Annotated in this window: 13 protein-coding genes; 5 read left to right on the forward strand and 8 right to left on the reverse strand. The window is 68.7% G+C overall.

Annotated elements, in window-relative coordinates; translation table 11 throughout:
- Positions 1–190 precede the first annotated feature (190 nt).
- Positions 191–1,606, forward strand: coding sequence for an amino acid permease (locus IAE24_RS02720; protein ID WP_199958717.1), 1,416 nt, complete (start codon positions 191–193; stop codon positions 1,604–1,606).
- On the opposite strand, the gene IAE24_RS02725 is transcribed toward IAE24_RS02720, so the two are convergent.
- Positions 1,603–2,802 carry a DUF5666 domain-containing protein gene (locus IAE24_RS02725; protein WP_199958715.1) on the reverse strand — a complete coding sequence of 400 codons (1,200 nt, stop codon included), beginning with the start codon at positions 2,800–2,802 and terminating at the stop codon, positions 1,603–1,605. The genes IAE24_RS02720 and IAE24_RS02725 overlap by 4 nt on opposite strands.
- A gap of 148 nt (positions 2,803–2,950) precedes the next feature.
- On the opposite strand from IAE24_RS02725, the gene IAE24_RS02730 reads away from it, so the two are divergent.
- Genes IAE24_RS02730 through IAE24_RS02740 form a run of 3 tightly spaced genes read left to right on the forward strand, consistent with a single transcriptional unit; the run spans position 2,951 to position 5,668 of the window.
- Positions 2,951–3,661 (forward strand): PepSY domain-containing protein, encoded by a 711-nt coding sequence (locus IAE24_RS02730; RefSeq protein ID WP_325100485.1) that lies wholly within the window; start codon positions 2,951–2,953, stop codon positions 3,659–3,661.
- Entirely contained in the window at positions 3,661–4,341 is a 681-nt protein-coding gene (locus tag IAE24_RS02735) for a response regulator transcription factor (RefSeq protein ID WP_199958706.1), read from the forward strand. The genes IAE24_RS02730 and IAE24_RS02735 overlap by 1 nt, the downstream gene beginning before the upstream one ends.
- Positions 4,331–5,668, forward strand: a complete 1,338-nt coding sequence (locus IAE24_RS02740; protein ID WP_154833008.1) for a sensor histidine kinase — start codon at positions 4,331–4,333, stop codon at positions 5,666–5,668. The genes IAE24_RS02735 and IAE24_RS02740 overlap by 11 nt, the downstream gene beginning before the upstream one ends.
- A 19-nt stretch (positions 5,669–5,687) precedes the next feature.
- Here IAE24_RS02740 and minE read toward each other — a convergent pair whose 3' ends face one another.
- The 7 genes from minE to IAE24_RS02775 all read right to left on the reverse strand — a co-directional run bounded on the left by minE (position 5,688) and on the right by IAE24_RS02775 (position 12,970).
- On the reverse strand, positions 5,688–5,951 hold the full coding sequence (gene minE, locus IAE24_RS02745; RefSeq protein WP_012202033.1) for a cell division topological specificity factor MinE: 264 nt from the start codon (positions 5,949–5,951) through the stop codon (positions 5,688–5,690).
- Positions 5,952–5,957: 6 nt separating this feature from the next.
- Complete coding sequence (minD, locus tag IAE24_RS02750) at positions 5,958–6,770, reverse strand: septum site-determining protein MinD (RefSeq protein WP_012202032.1); 813 nt, start codon at positions 6,768–6,770, stop codon at positions 5,958–5,960.
- 49 nt (positions 6,771–6,819) lie between these two features.
- Positions 6,820–7,566 (reverse strand): septum site-determining protein MinC, encoded by a 747-nt coding sequence (gene minC / locus IAE24_RS02755; RefSeq protein WP_017405687.1) that lies wholly within the window; start codon positions 7,564–7,566, stop codon positions 6,820–6,822.
- A 168-nt stretch (positions 7,567–7,734) separates the two neighbouring features.
- Complete coding sequence (locus IAE24_RS02760) at positions 7,735–8,523, reverse strand: crotonase/enoyl-CoA hydratase family protein (protein ID WP_199958704.1); 789 nt, start codon at positions 8,521–8,523, stop codon at positions 7,735–7,737.
- A 24-nt stretch (positions 8,524–8,547) separates the two neighbouring features.
- Entirely contained in the window at positions 8,548–9,576 is a 1,029-nt protein-coding gene (locus tag IAE24_RS02765) for an acyl-CoA dehydrogenase (RefSeq protein WP_199958702.1), read from the reverse strand.
- Positions 9,577–9,660: 84 nt separating this feature from the next.
- Positions 9,661–10,818: an acyl-CoA dehydrogenase family protein gene (locus IAE24_RS02770; protein ID WP_099732580.1), complete on the reverse strand. Its 1,158-nt coding sequence runs from the start codon at positions 10,816–10,818 to the stop codon at positions 9,661–9,663.
- Between the two features lie 88 nt (positions 10,819–10,906).
- Positions 10,907–12,970, reverse strand: coding sequence for an acetoacetate--CoA ligase (locus IAE24_RS02775; protein WP_199958693.1), 2,064 nt, complete (start codon positions 12,968–12,970; stop codon positions 10,907–10,909).
- Between the two features lie 195 nt (positions 12,971–13,165).
- Between IAE24_RS02775 and IAE24_RS02780 the strand changes: the two genes are divergently transcribed.
- Positions 13,166–14,473, forward strand: a complete 1,308-nt coding sequence (locus IAE24_RS02780; RefSeq protein WP_199958691.1) for a solute carrier family 23 protein — start codon at positions 13,166–13,168, stop codon at positions 14,471–14,473.
- Positions 14,474–14,539 lie beyond the last annotated feature (66 nt).

Raw genomic sequence — 14,539 nt, forward strand, 5'->3', positions numbered from 1 at the left:
CTCTCGTCGGCTCTTTCGGCGACTCCCCCATTCCCGTTACTTCCCGCCTCCGGGTAATCCCCGGTCCGGGAAATCGGTGTCTGCGCATATTGTATATACAGGCTTATACATCTGATCGCAGACCCATCCGCAGGCTGATGAAGCCTGTGGATGCGGCAGCCATTTCACCAATGACGGGGGGAGACAGCACATGAGTTCACCATCTGCAGGCAGCCTGCACCGAGGGCTGTCGGCCCGCCATATCCGCTTCATGGCACTGGGCTCGGCCATAGGCACGGGGCTGTTCTACGGCTCGGCCAAGGCCATACAGCAGGCAGGCCCCTCGGTGCTGATCGCCTACCTGCTGGCGGGCGCGGCGGTCTACATGGTGATGCGCGCGCTGGGCGAGATGGCCGTGCACAACCCCGTGCCCGGCTCCTTCGGCCAGTACGCCAGCGATTACCTGGGGCCGTTCGCCGGCTTCGTCACGGGCTGGACCTATACCTTCGAGATGGTCATCGTCTGCCTGGCCGACGTGACGGCCTTCGGCATCTACATGGGGTTCTGGTTTCCCGAGGTGCCGCGCTGGATCTGGGTGCTGTCCATCGTCTGCTTCATCGGCGCGCTCAACCTGTGCTCGGTCAAGGTGTTCGGCGAGATGGAGTTCTGGCTGTCCCTGCTCAAGGTGGCGGCCATCATCGCCATGATCGGCGGCGGCCTGGGCATCATGGTGTTCGGCTTCGGCATGGCGGCCGGCCAGGCGCCGACCGGCGTGCAGAACCTGTGGGTGCACGGCGGCTTCATGCCCCATGGCGTCTCGGGCCTGATCGCCTCGCTGGCGGTGGTGGTGTTCGCCTTCGGCGGCATCGAGATCATCGGCATCTCGGCCGGCGAGGCCAAGGACCCGGCGCGCGTGATCCCGCGCGCCATCAACGCCGTGCCGCTGCGCATCCTGCTGTTCTACGTGCTCACGCTGTTCGTGCTGATGAGCATCTTCCCCTGGCCGCAGATCGGCAGCCAGGGCAGCCCCTTCGTACAGATCTTCAGCGGCCTGGGCATTTCCTCGGCCGCCACCATTCTCAACATCGTGGTGATCTCGGCGGCCGTGTCGGCCATCAACAGCGACATCTTCGGCGCCGGCCGCATGCTCTACGGCATGGCGCACCAGGGCCAGGCCCCGGCCGGCTTCGGCCGCGTCTCGCGCCATGGCGTGCCCTGGATGACGGTGGTGGTGATGGCCGTGGCGCTGCTGGCCGGCGTGGTGCTGAACTACCTGATCCCCGAGGACGTGTTCCTGCTGATCGCCTCCATCGCCACCTTCGCCACGGTCTGGGTCTGGCTGATGATCCTGCTGTCGCAGTTCGCGGCGCGCCGCCGCATGAGCCCGCAGCAGGTGGCCGCGCTGAAGTTCCCGGTCCCGCTGTGGCCCGCCGCGCCGCTGGCCGCCATCGGCTTCATGCTGCTGGTGCTGGGCGTGCTCGGCTACTTCCCCCACACCCGTGCAGCCCTGGTCGTGGGCGGCCTGTGGATCGTGCTGCTGGGCGCTGCCTACCTGCTGTGGGTACGCCCCGCCGCCGCGCGTGCGCAGAGCGAGGCGATGCGGCCTGCGGCGAACGCGAACCCTTAGTCGAACTCGACCTCGGTGGCCACCACCATCGCGCCATCGACCGAGAGCCGGCCCTTGACCTCGACCACGCGCCCCACGGCAATTTGGGCAGCGCTGCCATCCTCGAAGCGCGCATTGCGATAGTCCACGCGCACGCCGCGCAGCTCGAAGATGCCGGCCAGGCTGTCGACAGCGGTGATGCGGCCCTCGATCTCGAAGCCATCGTCACTGTCCAGCCGCAGCTTGCGCTCGACCTCGGAGGCGCGAAGCACCCCGTCCTGGAACATGCCCTCGACCTCGACCAGGTCGCCCACGGCAAGGCCGGCGGGCAGGCGTGTGGCGCTGCCCGCGTCCACGCTCAGGCCGTCCACGACGAAGCGGGTCGGCGAGTCCATGCGGGTGATATGGCCGGTGACGTCGGCCTCCACGCCTGCCTGTTCGGGCAGCGTGGGACGCTGCACCGACAGTGCGGTGGCCACCCACAGGCCGGCGGCATCGGGCTGGCGCGCCAGGCGCAGGCTGACCACGTCGCCGGCAGCCAGCGCGGGGGCAACCTGCACGCCGCTCCAGTTGACGACGGCCTCGCCGATGCGCAGGGTGCGGCGCGACATGTCAACGGCATCCACAGGCGCGCGCAGGCGCCAGGGCTCGTCGGCGTCATCCTCGATCTCGAGGCGGCTGGCAAGAATGCGGCCCTGCGCATCGCGCAGGCCGTGGACTTCCAGCACACGGCCGACCTGCAGCGCCGCCGCGCGGCCGTCCTCGAACACCGTGGCCGCATCGACGATCACGGTCTGGCCCAGTACGGTCAGCCGGTCGCCCACGACCGCGCTCAACGGACCTTCCAGATCGCTGCGCACAAGAATCTGGCGGGCCATGGCGCGCGCCACACCATCGCTGCCGGTGGTCACGGGGTCGGCCGTGACATGGACCGCCATGCCCAGCTTGAGCGCATCGCCGGCCAGCAGGACGCCATCGCCATCGGTGATCCGGGCCTGGCGCTCGTCATACCGCACCCCATTGACCAGGATGGAGCCGAAGCCGTCAATGGTGCCCGACGCATAGCTGGCGCTGGGAGTGACCGGCGTGGGGGCGGGCTTGTCAGCCCCGCCGCCGCCACCGCCGCAGGCGGCCAGCAGCACGGACAGCGAGAGCGCGCCAGCGCCCAGGGCCCGGTGCAATGGCGGGGCAGAGCGGGAAAAGCGAAGAAAATGCATGGTGTTCGATGCCAGAAAGAAACAGATGAAAAGGCACCGCGGCGGGGCCATCGGTGCAACCGCCTGCAGTGTCGGCAAAGGCGCCTAAACCGCGCATGAATGGCGCGTTCATGCAATGTTTAAGAACGTGCACATAAGATGCGTGGCCGTGAAACTCCGCCTCGCACTTGCTGCCTTGCTGGCCCTGACGCTGGCGCCCGCCTCTGCCACCACGCCAGCGGAGCATGAAAGCGTGCGCCGCGAGGTGCAGTCGAAGCGCCTGCGGCCCTTGGCGGAAATCCTCCAGGACGTGCAGCAGCGCCACAAAGGGCGCGTCATCGACATCGAACTCGAGCGCGGCGCCGACGGCCGGCGCTGGTACGAAATCAAGCTCGCCAATGGCCAGCGCACGGAGATCTATATCGATGCAGTCACGGGACAGGACATCCCCCGGCCAGGCGCGACCACCGCCGTGCTGATACCCATGTCCGCCGTGGCGGCAGCCGTCACCCGCTTGCATCCCGGCACCGTGCTGCAGATCGAGCTGGAGGAAACGCGCAGCCCCAGGCCCTACTACGAGATCCAGCTGCTCACGCGCGAAGGCCGTGAGCAGCTGCTGCGCGCCGACGCCCAGACGGGCCGCATCCTGGTGGAGCCTGTCCTGAGCCGGGAGCAGGCCGCCACGCTGCAACCGCTGCCGCGCATTCTTGAGGAGCTGGAGCGCAAGTACCAAGCCCGCGCCACAGAGGCCGAGCTCAAGATCGACGTCCGGCAGCGCGCCTACTACGAGGTCGAGTTGCAGCTGAGCGCCGGCCGCAGCATCGAAGTGCATGTGGATGCGTACAGCGGCCAGCCCATCGAAGAGGACGGACTGCGCTGATGCGGGTGCTCATCGTCGAAGACGACGCCGATCTTGCTGCAGGCCTGCAGGCCATCCTGCAGGAGGCCGGCATGCTGGCCGAGTGCTGCGCGGACGGCCGCCTCGCCCAGGAACTGGGCAGCGTCGAACACTATGACGCCGCCTTGCTGGACCTGGGGCTGCCAGGACAGGACGGCGTCTCGGTGCTGCGCCATTGGCGCGAGCAGGGCCGCTCCTTTCCCGTGCTGGTGCTCACGGCCCGCAACCGCTGGAGCGACAAGCTCACGGCCTTCCAGGCCGGCGCGGACGACTACCTGACCAAGCCCTTTCTGCACGAGGAGGTCGTCACGCGGCTGCGCGTGCTGCACCGGCGCGCAGCAGGCAGCAGCCGGCCCCTGGTGCAGATAGGCCCGCTGGCCTACGACACCATGGCAGACCGCTTCACGCTCGAAGGTCGGCCGCTTGCGCTGACCGCGCAGGAGCAACGCATCCTGAGCTTTCTGACCAACCGGCATGGACAGCTCGTCAGCCGCGCCGACATCAGCGAGCATGTCTACGCACGCGACCTGGACCCGGACTCCAACACCGTGGACGTGCTGGTCGGCCGCATCCGCCGCAAACTGTCCCCGCATGGCCTGATCCATACCGAGCGCGGACGGGGCTTTCGCCTGCAGCAGGCCAGCGGCGACCATGCGGCCTAGGCACTGGGGCCTGTCGGAGCGCCTGCTGGCACTGAGCCTGGTGGCCACGCTGGCCTGCGGCACGGCCGCCAGCTGGCTGCTGCGCGAGCAGTTGCACGATGCGGTGCTGCGCAGCTTCAAGGCCGGCCTGCAGGACCGTGCCGAGCGGCTGCAGGCCGAGCTGCAGTCCCCTGGGCCCCTGACCGGACAGGGCACGCGGCTCAATCGCGGCGAGTTCGGCCGCATTTTCTCGGGCTGGTACTGGACACTGGAGCAGGACGGGCGGCTGCAGCAGTCGCGCTCGGTCTGGGACGACAGCCTGGAGCTCGACGACGCCCGTCCCTGGCCCCGGCACAAGGGCAGCGAGACGCTGCTGTCGCTGCGCGGGCCGCAGGGGCGCGAACTGCTGGGCCTGCGCCGCAGCTTCGATGTCGCGGGCCGGCGCGTGCAGCTGCATGTCTTCGGCCCGCTGGACGGTACGCGCCAGGAATGGCGCCGCATCGACCGCATCCTGCTGGTCACCGAGCTGGGCCTGGTCGCCGCGCTGCTGCTGTGCACGGTGGCGCTGGTGCGCCTGGGATTGCAGCCGCTGCGCAGCCTGCAGCAGGCGCTGCAGGACATGGAAGACGGCACACGCACGCAGCTGGGGCGGCACTTCGGCCCCGACCTGGACCCGATTGCCGAGGCGGTGGACCAGGTGCTGCAGCGCAATGCCCAGGTCGTGGAGCGCGCGCGCCACCAGGCGGCCGACCTGAGCCATGCGCTCAAGAAGCCGCTGGCCGTGCTCGGCATCCAGGCACGCGGCCATCAGGTCGATGGCCCATGGCTGCGTGACCAGGTACAGGCCATGTCCCACACCATCGACCGCCATCTGGCGCGCTTCGCCAGCGGCGCCGGCAGCGCCGGCAGCGTGGCGCTGGATGAGGTGCTGGCCCGGCTGCTGGATGCCATGCGCCAGATCCACGCCCAGCGTCGCCTGTCCTGGTCCATCCAGACCTCCACGCCGCTGCCCGGCCACGGGCTGCGCTGGCGCGGCGCGGCCTCGGACCTGGAGGAGATGGCGGGAAACCTGCTGGACAACGCCGGCAAGTGGGCGCGCAGCCGCGTCACGCTGGCCGTGTGCCAGGACGGCACGACGACGCTGCTGCAGATCGATGACGACGGCCCAGGCCTGGCGCCGGAGCATCTCGCGCAGGCCATGGAACGCGGTGTCCGCTTCGACGAACAGGCCCAGGGCCACGGCCTGGGCCTGGCCATCGTGCGCGACATCGCCGAGACCTATGGTGGATCGCTGGAGATGGGACCGAGCCCGCTGGGCGGGTTGCGCTGCACGCTGCGCCTGGGCTGAGCACGGCGCCGGGCGGCGCTCAGCGCGAGGCGTCGGGCAGTTCGATCTTGACTTCGAGCACTTCGAGGTTTTCCTGGCGCTCCAGGTGCACCTTGATGTCGTTGACGTCGATGTCCACGTACTTGGAGATCACCGCCATCAGCTCCTTTTGCAGCGCAGGCAGGTAGTCGGGACCGCCGCCATTGCCGCCCACGCGTTCGCGCGCGAGGATGATCTGCAGGCGCTCCTTGGCCACCGAGGCCGTCTTCTTCTTTTCTCCGAGCAGGAAAGAGAGCATGGACATGGCCGCTTACCTCCCCCCGAACATGCGTTTGAAGAAGCCGGGCTTTTGCGCTTCGGTGAAGCGCATGGGCTTTTCCTCGCCCAGGAAGCGCGCGACCACGTCCTGGTAGGCCTCGGCCACGTCCGAGCCCTGCATGTGCACGGCGGGAATGCCCTGGTTGGAGGCCTGCAGCACGGTTTCGGACTCGGGCACGACGCCGATCAGCTCGATGCGCAGGATGTCCTGGATGTCCTCCAGCGACAGCATCTGGCCGTCCTGCACGCGGTTGGGGTTGTAGCGCGTGATCAGCAGGTGTTCCTTGACGCTCTCGCCCGCAATGGCACGCGCGGTCTTGGAGCTGAGCATGCCCAGGATGCGGTCGGAGTCGCGCACGGAGGAGACTTCCGGGTTGGTCACGACCAGGGCCTCGTCGGCGAAGTGCATGGCGATCAGGGCGCCGCTTTCGATGCCGGCCGGCGAGTCGCAGATGATGTACTCGAAGTCCATGCCCGCCAGGTCGTCCAGGATCTTCTTGACGCCGTCCTGCGTCAGCGCATCCTTGTCACGCGTCTGGGAGGCGGCCAGCACGAAGAGGTTGTCGCACTGCTTGTCCTTGATCAGGGCCTGGTTGAGGTTGGCCTCTCCCTGGATGACGTTGATCAGGTCGTAGACCACGCGGCGCTCGCAGCCCATGATCAGGTCCAGGTTGCGCAGGCCCACGTCGAAATCGATGACGGCGGTCTTGTGCCCGCGCAATGCGAGGCCCGATGCGAAGCTGGCGCTGGTGGTGGTCTTGCCCACGCCACCCTTGCCGGAGGTCACGACGACTATTTTGGCCATGTTTGCACGGTTCCTTAAAGACTGGAGAGCAAAGAAGAGGGGTCCGGTGTCATACCGGCTCGATGAGGATTTTCTCGCCGTCGAGACGCACCTTGGCGGGCCTGGCAGCCACGTCCGCCGGGAGATCGGTCTCGATTGTGCGATAGATGCCGGCAATCGACAGCAGCTGTGCTTCCATGCAGGTGCTGAAGATGCGCGCCTCGGTGTTGCCGCGTGCCCCGGCGATGGCCCTGCCGCGCAGCGGCGCGTAGACATGGACGTTGCCGTCGGCGATGACTTCGGCGCCATAGCTGACCATGGCCAGCACCACGATGTCGGTGCCGCGCGCATAGACGCGCTGGCCCGAGCGCAGCGGCTTGTCCACGATGAGGGCGTCGGCCTGGGGAGCAGGCACCTCGCGCACCACCTCGACCTCGCGCACGACTTCCTGGATCTCGATCTCGGGCACCGTGGGCCGCACGGGTGCGGCCTCGGGCGCGGGCGCCAGGCCTGCGGCACGCGCCGCCTCCATCTGCGCCGGGCTGCCGCCGCGCACGGCCACGGGCACGGTGCGGTGAAAGCGCAGTGCCTCCACGAGCACGGCGAAGTCGATGGCCTCCTCGGCCTCGCGCACATGGGCCAGGTCGATCAGCACGGGGTCGTTGTCGAAGAAATCCGGGTCGTCGGCCAGGCGCTGGGCCAGGTCGGCCACGAGCGCACGTACGTCGGTATCCCGCAGGGTCACGGCCACCACGGGCAGCTGCGCGCTCTTGAGGTCGAAGCTGGGGCGGGCAGTACTCGTCGTTTCAACGGCCATGGGACTGGGAGTGCGGTGGATGGGAGAGTTGCCTCTCGACGCGCAAAGTGTACTGTGTGCGCAGTACATGGGCGCCCACTCCCGCCGGGAGGCCGGCACCGGGGAGTGTCCATTTGTGTTGTGTCACACACGGCCCATGCCCCCGTGGCGGGGGCCGGGCGGGCCCGGTCACTGAAACCGGGGCTTACGCTTCTCCACGAAGGCCATCACGGCCTCGCGGTGGTCGGCGGTCTTGTGGGCCAGGGCCTGGTAGCCGGCGGACAGCTCCAGCAGCGACTCCAGCGTGCTGTGCTCACCCTCGCGCAAGAGGCGCTTGGTCATGCGCATCACGGCGCCGGGGTTGGCGGCGATCTTGTCGGCCAGCGCACGCGCCGTGGGCAGCAGCTGGTCGGCGGGCACGACGCGGCTGACCAGGCCGCAGGCCAGGGCCTGCTGCGCATCGATGGCCTCGCCCGTGAACGCCATCTCGGCCGCCTTGGCGCGGCCCACGGCGCGCGGCAGCAGCCAGGCGCCGCCGTCCCCGGGGACGATGCCCACGCGCACGAAGCTCTCGGCAAAGGTGGCCGTCTCGCTGGCGATGCGGATGTCGCACATGCAGGTCAGGTCCAGCCCCGCGCCGATGGCCGGGCCGTTGATGGCGCAGATCACGGGCACGTCCAGCTGGTTGAGGGCGCGCGGAATGCGCTGTATGCCCTGGCGGTATTCCTCGCGGATGGCATCGGGCGTGAGCGCGTCGTCGAAGAAGCGCTGCATGTCCTTGACGTTGCCGCCCGAGCTGAAGATGGGGCCGGCGCCCGTGAGGATGACGGCCTTGACCGAGGCATCGCGCCGGATCTCGTCGCAGACCTGCACGAATTCCTCCACGGCCGTGTTGCCCGTGAGCGCGTTGCGCGTCTCGGGCTGGTTCATGGTGAGGGTCCAGATGGCGCCGTCGCGCTCGATGTTCAGAAAGGGCATGGATGGGGTTCCTTCGAGAGCCTGTCAGGCGGTGATATCGGTGGTGATATCGGTGGTGGAGCGGATCAGATCCAGGGTGCTGCCCGCGTGGCCATGGACCAGCGCGGCGCCTGCCACGCCATGCCAGTACGACTCGGAGCCGGCCGTCTGGCGCCAGGCATGCAGGCGGCGGGTGAGCAGTTGCAGGTCGTATTCCTCGGTGAAGCCCATGGCGCCGTGGATGGCGTGCGCCGCCTCGGCCACGGCCAGCGCGGCCTGGCTGCAGCGCGCTTTGGCCACGGCCACGCGCAGCCGATCGGGGAAGATGCCCTGCCCCGCGCAGCCCAGCCGGGCCGCCATGCGCGCGGCGAAGACATGCTCGCTCATCACCGCCAGCTGGTGCTGTATGGCCTGGAACTTGCCGATGGGGCGGCCGAACTGCTGGCGGTCATTCGCATACTGCAGCGTGCGCTGGAACACCTCCATGAGCGCGCCCGCCAGCTGCGCCGCCACCAGGCTGGCCTGCAGCGTGCGCAGGTCCAGCCCATCCGGCAGGGCGATATCGGGAGCAGGTGCTGCGCGGACCTGATCGGCGCTCCAGCGCAGGTTCACGTCCAGGCAGAAGGCCGCCGGCTCGGACTGCGCCTGCGCCACGGGCAGCAGGCTCCAGCCCTGCGCATGCTGCACCAGCACGCTGTCCGCCACCGCGCCCAGGCGCACGGGTGCGCAGTGCAGGCTGCCATCCGGCTGGAGCAGGCCTTGCGCCAACGCGATGGCGCCTGGTGGACGCTCCGCCCCCGCGCCCGCCAGCAGCGCGCGCGCCAGCATGGTCTCGCCCAGCGGCACGGGCAGCGCATGGGCGCCGGCCTGCGACCACACATCGAACAGCTGCGCCAGCGCCAGCCCCGCGCCGCCCGCGTGCTCAGGCGCCAGGGCATCGGCAAAGCCGGCCTGCTCCAGCGATTGCCACAGCGCCCGGGGCGAGCCCCCGGCCTCGATGGCGCGCACCTGCGCGGGCGTGCACTCGCCCTGCAGCAGCTGGCGTGCGGCATCGGCAAACAAATCGTCTTCCATGTCTCTCTCCATTCATGACACATGACGCCAGGCCTTGGGCGTTCCGTTTGAAACTGGCGCGCCCCAACTCAAGGGGAACCTTATTCAACGCAGCCCCAAACCACGCGCGATCATTCCGCGCAGGATGTCGCGCGTGCCGCCGCGCAATGAATACGAAGGCGCAACCTCCGTCACGTAGTTGAGGGTGCGCAGCAGCTCCAGCGGAACCTCGGACGCCTCGCGTGCGAACAGGTCGTCGGCGATGGCGGCGGGAATGGACTGCTCCAGCGTCGTGCCCAGCTCCTTGACCAGGGCCGCCTCGACGATGGGGCTTTCGCCGCGCACCAGCTTGTCCTGCACGGCCACCGACATGGCGCGCAGCGGGGCCAGCTCGGTGAACACGCGGCCGGCCAGGCGCAGCGCACCTTCGCTGCGCTCGCCCGTTGCACGCAGCCAGGCCAGCCATTCGTCGAACAGCACGATGCTGGAGAACAGCCGCTCGGGCCCGCTGCGCTCGAAGGCCAGCTCGGCCGTGACCTGCTCCCAGCCCTGGCCTTCCTGGCCGATCAGGGCGTCGGGCGGCAGCTGCACGTTGTCGAAGAAGACTTCGCAGAAATGGCTGTCGCCCGAGAGGTCGGTGATGGGCCGCACGGTCACGCCCGGCAGCGACAGGTCCACGATGACCTGGGACAGCCCCTTGTGCCGGTCACCCGCCTCGCCCGAGGTGCGCACCAGGGCGATCATGTAGTGGCAGTGGTGGGCGTTGGTGGTCCAGATCTTCTGGCCGTTGAGCACGAAGCCCTTGTCGTTCGGCACGGCGCGCGTCTTCACGCTGGCCAGGTCCGAGCCCGCGCCGGGCTCGCTCATGCCGATGCAAAAGAAGGCCTCGCCCCGGCAGATGCGCGGCAGGTAGAACCGCTTTTGCGCCTCGGTGCCGTACTTGAGGATCAGCGGGCCGCTCTGGCGGTCGGCAATCCAGTGCGAGCCCACGGGCGCGCCGCAGGCCAGGTATTCCTCCACCAGCACATAGCGCGTGAAGGCGCTGCGCCCGCCGCCGCCGTACTCGCGCGGCAGGGTGACGCCTATCCAGCCCTTTTCGCCCAGCTGCCGGCTCAGCTCGGCGCTGTAGCCGCCCCAGGAGCGCGCACGCACATGGGGCGGCAGGCCGCTTATGGCCTGGGCGAGGAAGGCGCGCACCTCGGCGCGCAGGGCTTCGTCCTCGGCGGGGATGCGGGTCAGGGCAAGGGAATCAAGCACGCTCATTGCAGGGCTCCATGGTTGGACCCCACTCTAGGCAGCCGGTCTGTCGCAGTCCAATATTAAAAACCGCGCCACTGATATCGTTTGAATATCAGGCGGCCTGTGCCTTGGCATGCTGCGCCGCAAAGCCCACATACCAGTCCAGGCAGCCCGGGTTGGCCATGGCCTCCTTGTTGACCACCTTGTCCAGCGGCTGGCCCAGCATCAGCTTCTTGATGGGCAGCTCCTGCTTCTTGCCGCTGAGCGTGCGCGGGATCTCGGCCACCTGCACGATGTCGTCGGGCACGAAGCGCGGCGACAGGGCCTGGCGGATGGCGCCCTGCAGTCGGGCGCGCAGGGCGTCGTCCAGATCCACGCCCGGGCGCAGCACCACGAACAGCGGCATGTAGCTTTCGCGGCCCAGGTATTCGAGGTCCACGACCATGGAGTCCAGCACTTCGGGCAGGGCCTCGACGGCGCTGTAGATCTCGCTGGTGCCCATGCGCAGGCCGTGGCGGTTGATGGTGGCGTCGCTGCGGCCGTAGATGATGCAGCCGCCCTCCGGGAGGATGCGTATCCAGTCGCCGTGGCGCCAGACCGGGCCCATGGCGGCGGGGCCGTCGCCGCCGCCGGGCGCGCGGCCATGGCCGGCCGGGTACATGTCGAAGTAGCTGGACAGGTAGCGCTTGCCGTCCGCATCGCCCCACAGGTACAGGGGCATGGAGGGGATGGGCTGGGTGCAGACCAGCTCGCCCACCTCGTCGATGACGGGCTGGCCCTGCTCGTTCCACGCCTCCACGGCCGCGCCCAGCTGGCGGCACTGCATGATGCCCGGCTGCTGCGGCAGTTCGCGGTGGCCGCCGATGAAGGCGCCCGCGAAGTCGGTGCCCCCCGAGATGTTGTTCCACCAGATGTCAGGCCGCCCCATGCTGGCGAACTGCGCCGTGCCCCAGCTTTGCACCTCCGGCGACAGCGGCGAGCCCGTGGTGCCCAGGCTGCGGATGCGCGACAGGTCGCCGCACTGGGCCAGCTCCACGCCGGCCTTCATGCAGTTGGCGTAGAAGGCCGCGCCCGAGCCGAAGCTGGTCACGCCGGTCTCGGCCGCGAAGCGCCACAGCACGCCCCAGTCGGGCCTGTCCTTGCTGCCGCCGGGGCTGCCGTCGAAGATCACGCAGGTGGTGCCGCCCAGGAGGCCCGAGACCTGGGCGTTCCACATCACCCAGCCCGTGGAGCTGTACCAGTGGTAGCGCTCGCCCCAGCTGTTGGGGTGGTAGCTGCAGCCCACGTCGTTGTGCAGGGCCTTGAGCTGCAGGGCCACCAGCACCATGCCGCCATGGCCGTGGACGATGGGCTTGGGCAGGCCGGTGGTGCCGCTGGAGTAGACGATCCACAGCGGGTGGTCGAAGGGCAGCCATTCGGGCTCGAAGGCCGCCGTGGCCGCGTCGTCGCGGGCCGTGACCTGGCCGTAGTCGGCGGCATCGGCCAGCCTCGCCTGCAGGTCCAGGTTGGGCACAAGGACCACATGCTCCACGCTGGGCAGGCCTGCGCGCAGCTCCGCCAGCACGGCCATGCGGTCGATATCGCGCCCGGCGTAGTGCACGCCATCGACGGCGATCAGCGCCTTGGGCGCGATCTGGCGAAAGCGGTCCAGCACCGCGTTGGTGCCCATGTCGGGCGCGCAGATGCTCCAGACGGCGCCCAGGCTGGCCGTGGCCAGCAGGGCGACCATGGCCTCGGGGATGTTGGGCAGGTAGGCGGCCACGCGGTCGCCGCGGCCCACGCCCTGGGCCTTCAGGTGCAGGGCCAGGGCGGCGACCTGCCGGCGCAGGTCGGGCCAGGACAGTTCGCGGTGGCGGCCCGTCTCGTTGCGGCTGACCACGGCGGGCATGCCGGCCGCATGGGCGGCATCCACATGGCGCAGCGCCTGGCGCGTGTAGTTGATCTGGGCGCCCGGAAACCACTGGGCGCCGGGCATGGTGTTGCGCTCCAGCACGGCCGTGTGCGGCGTGGGCGACTGCAGCGCGTTGTAGTCCCAGATGCTTTGCCAGAAGGCGTCCAGGTCGGTCACCGACCAGCGCCACAGGGCGTCGTAGCTGTCGAACTGCAGGCCGTGGCGCTCGCGCAGCCAGTCCTGGTACAGGCGGATCTGGGGGATGAAGGCAGGGGTATGGCTCATGACCGGCCACGGTACGCGCGCGCTGCCCGCGAGCCCAGACGGGAAAGCCACTAGCCTGGCACCTGGGCGACAAAGTCTGCGGGCCGGATCGCGTATCTCCGCACAAACACTGGGAAAAAATTTCCGCTCCACCCCACCTGCCAGAAAACAAATGCCTCTAATATCGCGCCAATTTTTTACAAGGAGCGATGCCACATGGGCCTTTTCCAATGGACGGAAAAATCCGCCAACCAGCTGCAACGGGGAGGCGTGATCGGCCCCGATGAGCGCCTGCCCTGGCCCCAGACCGGGCTGATGGGCATACAGCACGTGATCGCCATGTTCGGCTCCACCGTGCTGGCGCCCATCCTCATGGGGTTCGACCCCAACGTGGCCGTGCTCATGAGCGGCATCGGCACGCTGATCTTCTTCCTGATCACGGGCGGCAAGGTGCCCAGCTACCTGGGTTCGTCCTTTGCCTTCATCGGCGTGGTGATCGCAGCCACGGCCTATGGCGGCAAGGGCGCCAACGGCAACATCGGCGTGGCGCTGGGCGGCATCATTGCCTGCGGCGCGGTCTATGCGCTGATCGGCCTGGTGGTGCAGGTGGTGGGAACGCGCTGGATCGAGCGCTTCATGCCGCCCGTGGTCACGGGCGCCGTGGTGGCCGTGATCGGGCTGAACCTGGCGGCCATCCCCGTCAAGAACATGGCGGCCAACAACTTCGAGTCGTGGATGCAGGCCCTGACCTTCGTCTGCGTGGGCCTGGTGGCCGTGTTTACGCGCGGCATGGTGCAGCGCCTGCTGATCCTGGTGGGCCTGATCGCCGCCAGCCTGCTGTACGGCCTGTTCACCAATGTGCTGGGCATGGGCAAGCCCGTGGACCTGTCGGGCGTGATCAATGCCGCCTGGTTCGGCCTGCCCCAGTTCCACGCGCCCGTGTTCAGCGGCCCGGCCATGGTGCTCATCGTGCCCGTGGTCATCATCCTGGTGGCCGAGAACCTGGGCCACATCAAGGCCGTGACCGCCATGACGGGCAAGAACCTGGACCAGTACATGGGCCGGGCCTTCATCGGCGACGGCGTGGCCACCATGGTCAGCGGCGCGGCCGGCGGCACCGGCGTGACCACCTATGCCGAGAACATCGGCGTGATGGCCGCCACGCGCATCTACTCGACGGCCGTGTTCTTCGTGGCCGCCGTCCTGGCCGTGCTGCTGGGCTTCTCGCCCAAGTTCGGCGCGCTGATCCAGGCGATCCCGCTGCCCGTGATGGGCGGCGTGTCCATCGTGGTGTTCGGCCTGATCGCCGTGGCCGGCGCCAAGATCTGGGTGGACAACCGCGTGGACTTCTCGCAGAACAAGAACCTGATCGTGGCGGCCATCACCCTGATCCTGGGCACGGGCGACTTCACGCTCAAGTTCGGCGACTTCGCGCTGGGCGGCATCGGGACCGCGACTTTCGGCGCCATCATCCTATACGCGCTGCTGGATCACGCACGCGACGATCAGCCGCTGATTCATTGAATGTGAGCACACGCAAACATTCCTTGAGCCTTTGACTGCGCGGCAGGGCCTTTACGGGGAAACCCG

The organism is Delftia sp. S65, from assembly GCF_016516495.1.
In the GTDB taxonomy this organism is placed as follows: domain Bacteria; phylum Pseudomonadota; class Gammaproteobacteria; order Burkholderiales; family Burkholderiaceae_C; genus Comamonas; species Comamonas acidovorans.

Excerpts from the sequence above, each read along its gene's own strand:
- IAE24_RS02720 (WP_199958717.1), top strand. The coding sequence starts at position 191 with ATGAGTTCACCATCTGCAGGCAGCCTGCACCGAGGGCTGTCGGCCCGC.
- IAE24_RS02725 (WP_199958715.1), bottom strand. The coding sequence starts at position 2,802 with ATGCATTTTCTTCGCTTTTCCCGCTCTGCCCCGCCATTGCACCGGGCC.
- IAE24_RS02735 (WP_199958706.1), top strand. The coding sequence starts at position 3,661 with ATGCGGGTGCTCATCGTCGAAGACGACGCCGATCTTGCTGCAGGCCTG.
- IAE24_RS02740 (WP_154833008.1), top strand. The coding sequence starts at position 4,331 with ATGCGGCCTAGGCACTGGGGCCTGTCGGAGCGCCTGCTGGCACTGAGC.
- minE (WP_012202033.1), bottom strand. The coding sequence starts at position 5,951 with ATGTCCATGCTCTCTTTCCTGCTCGGAGAAAAGAAGAAGACGGCCTCG.
- minD (WP_012202032.1), bottom strand. The coding sequence starts at position 6,770 with ATGGCCAAAATAGTCGTCGTGACCTCCGGCAAGGGTGGCGTGGGCAAG.
- minC (WP_017405687.1), bottom strand. The coding sequence starts at position 7,566 with ATGGCCGTTGAAACGACGAGTACTGCCCGCCCCAGCTTCGACCTCAAG.
- IAE24_RS02760 (WP_199958704.1), bottom strand. The coding sequence starts at position 8,523 with ATGCCCTTTCTGAACATCGAGCGCGACGGCGCCATCTGGACCCTCACC.
- IAE24_RS02765 (WP_199958702.1), bottom strand. The coding sequence starts at position 9,576 with ATGGAAGACGATTTGTTTGCCGATGCCGCACGCCAGCTGCTGCAGGGC.
- IAE24_RS02770 (WP_099732580.1), bottom strand. The coding sequence starts at position 10,818 with ATGAGCGTGCTTGATTCCCTTGCCCTGACCCGCATCCCCGCCGAGGAC.
- IAE24_RS02775 (WP_199958693.1), bottom strand. The coding sequence starts at position 12,970 with ATGAGCCATACCCCTGCCTTCATCCCCCAGATCCGCCTGTACCAGGAC.
- IAE24_RS02780 (WP_199958691.1), top strand. The coding sequence starts at position 13,166 with ATGGGCCTTTTCCAATGGACGGAAAAATCCGCCAACCAGCTGCAACGG.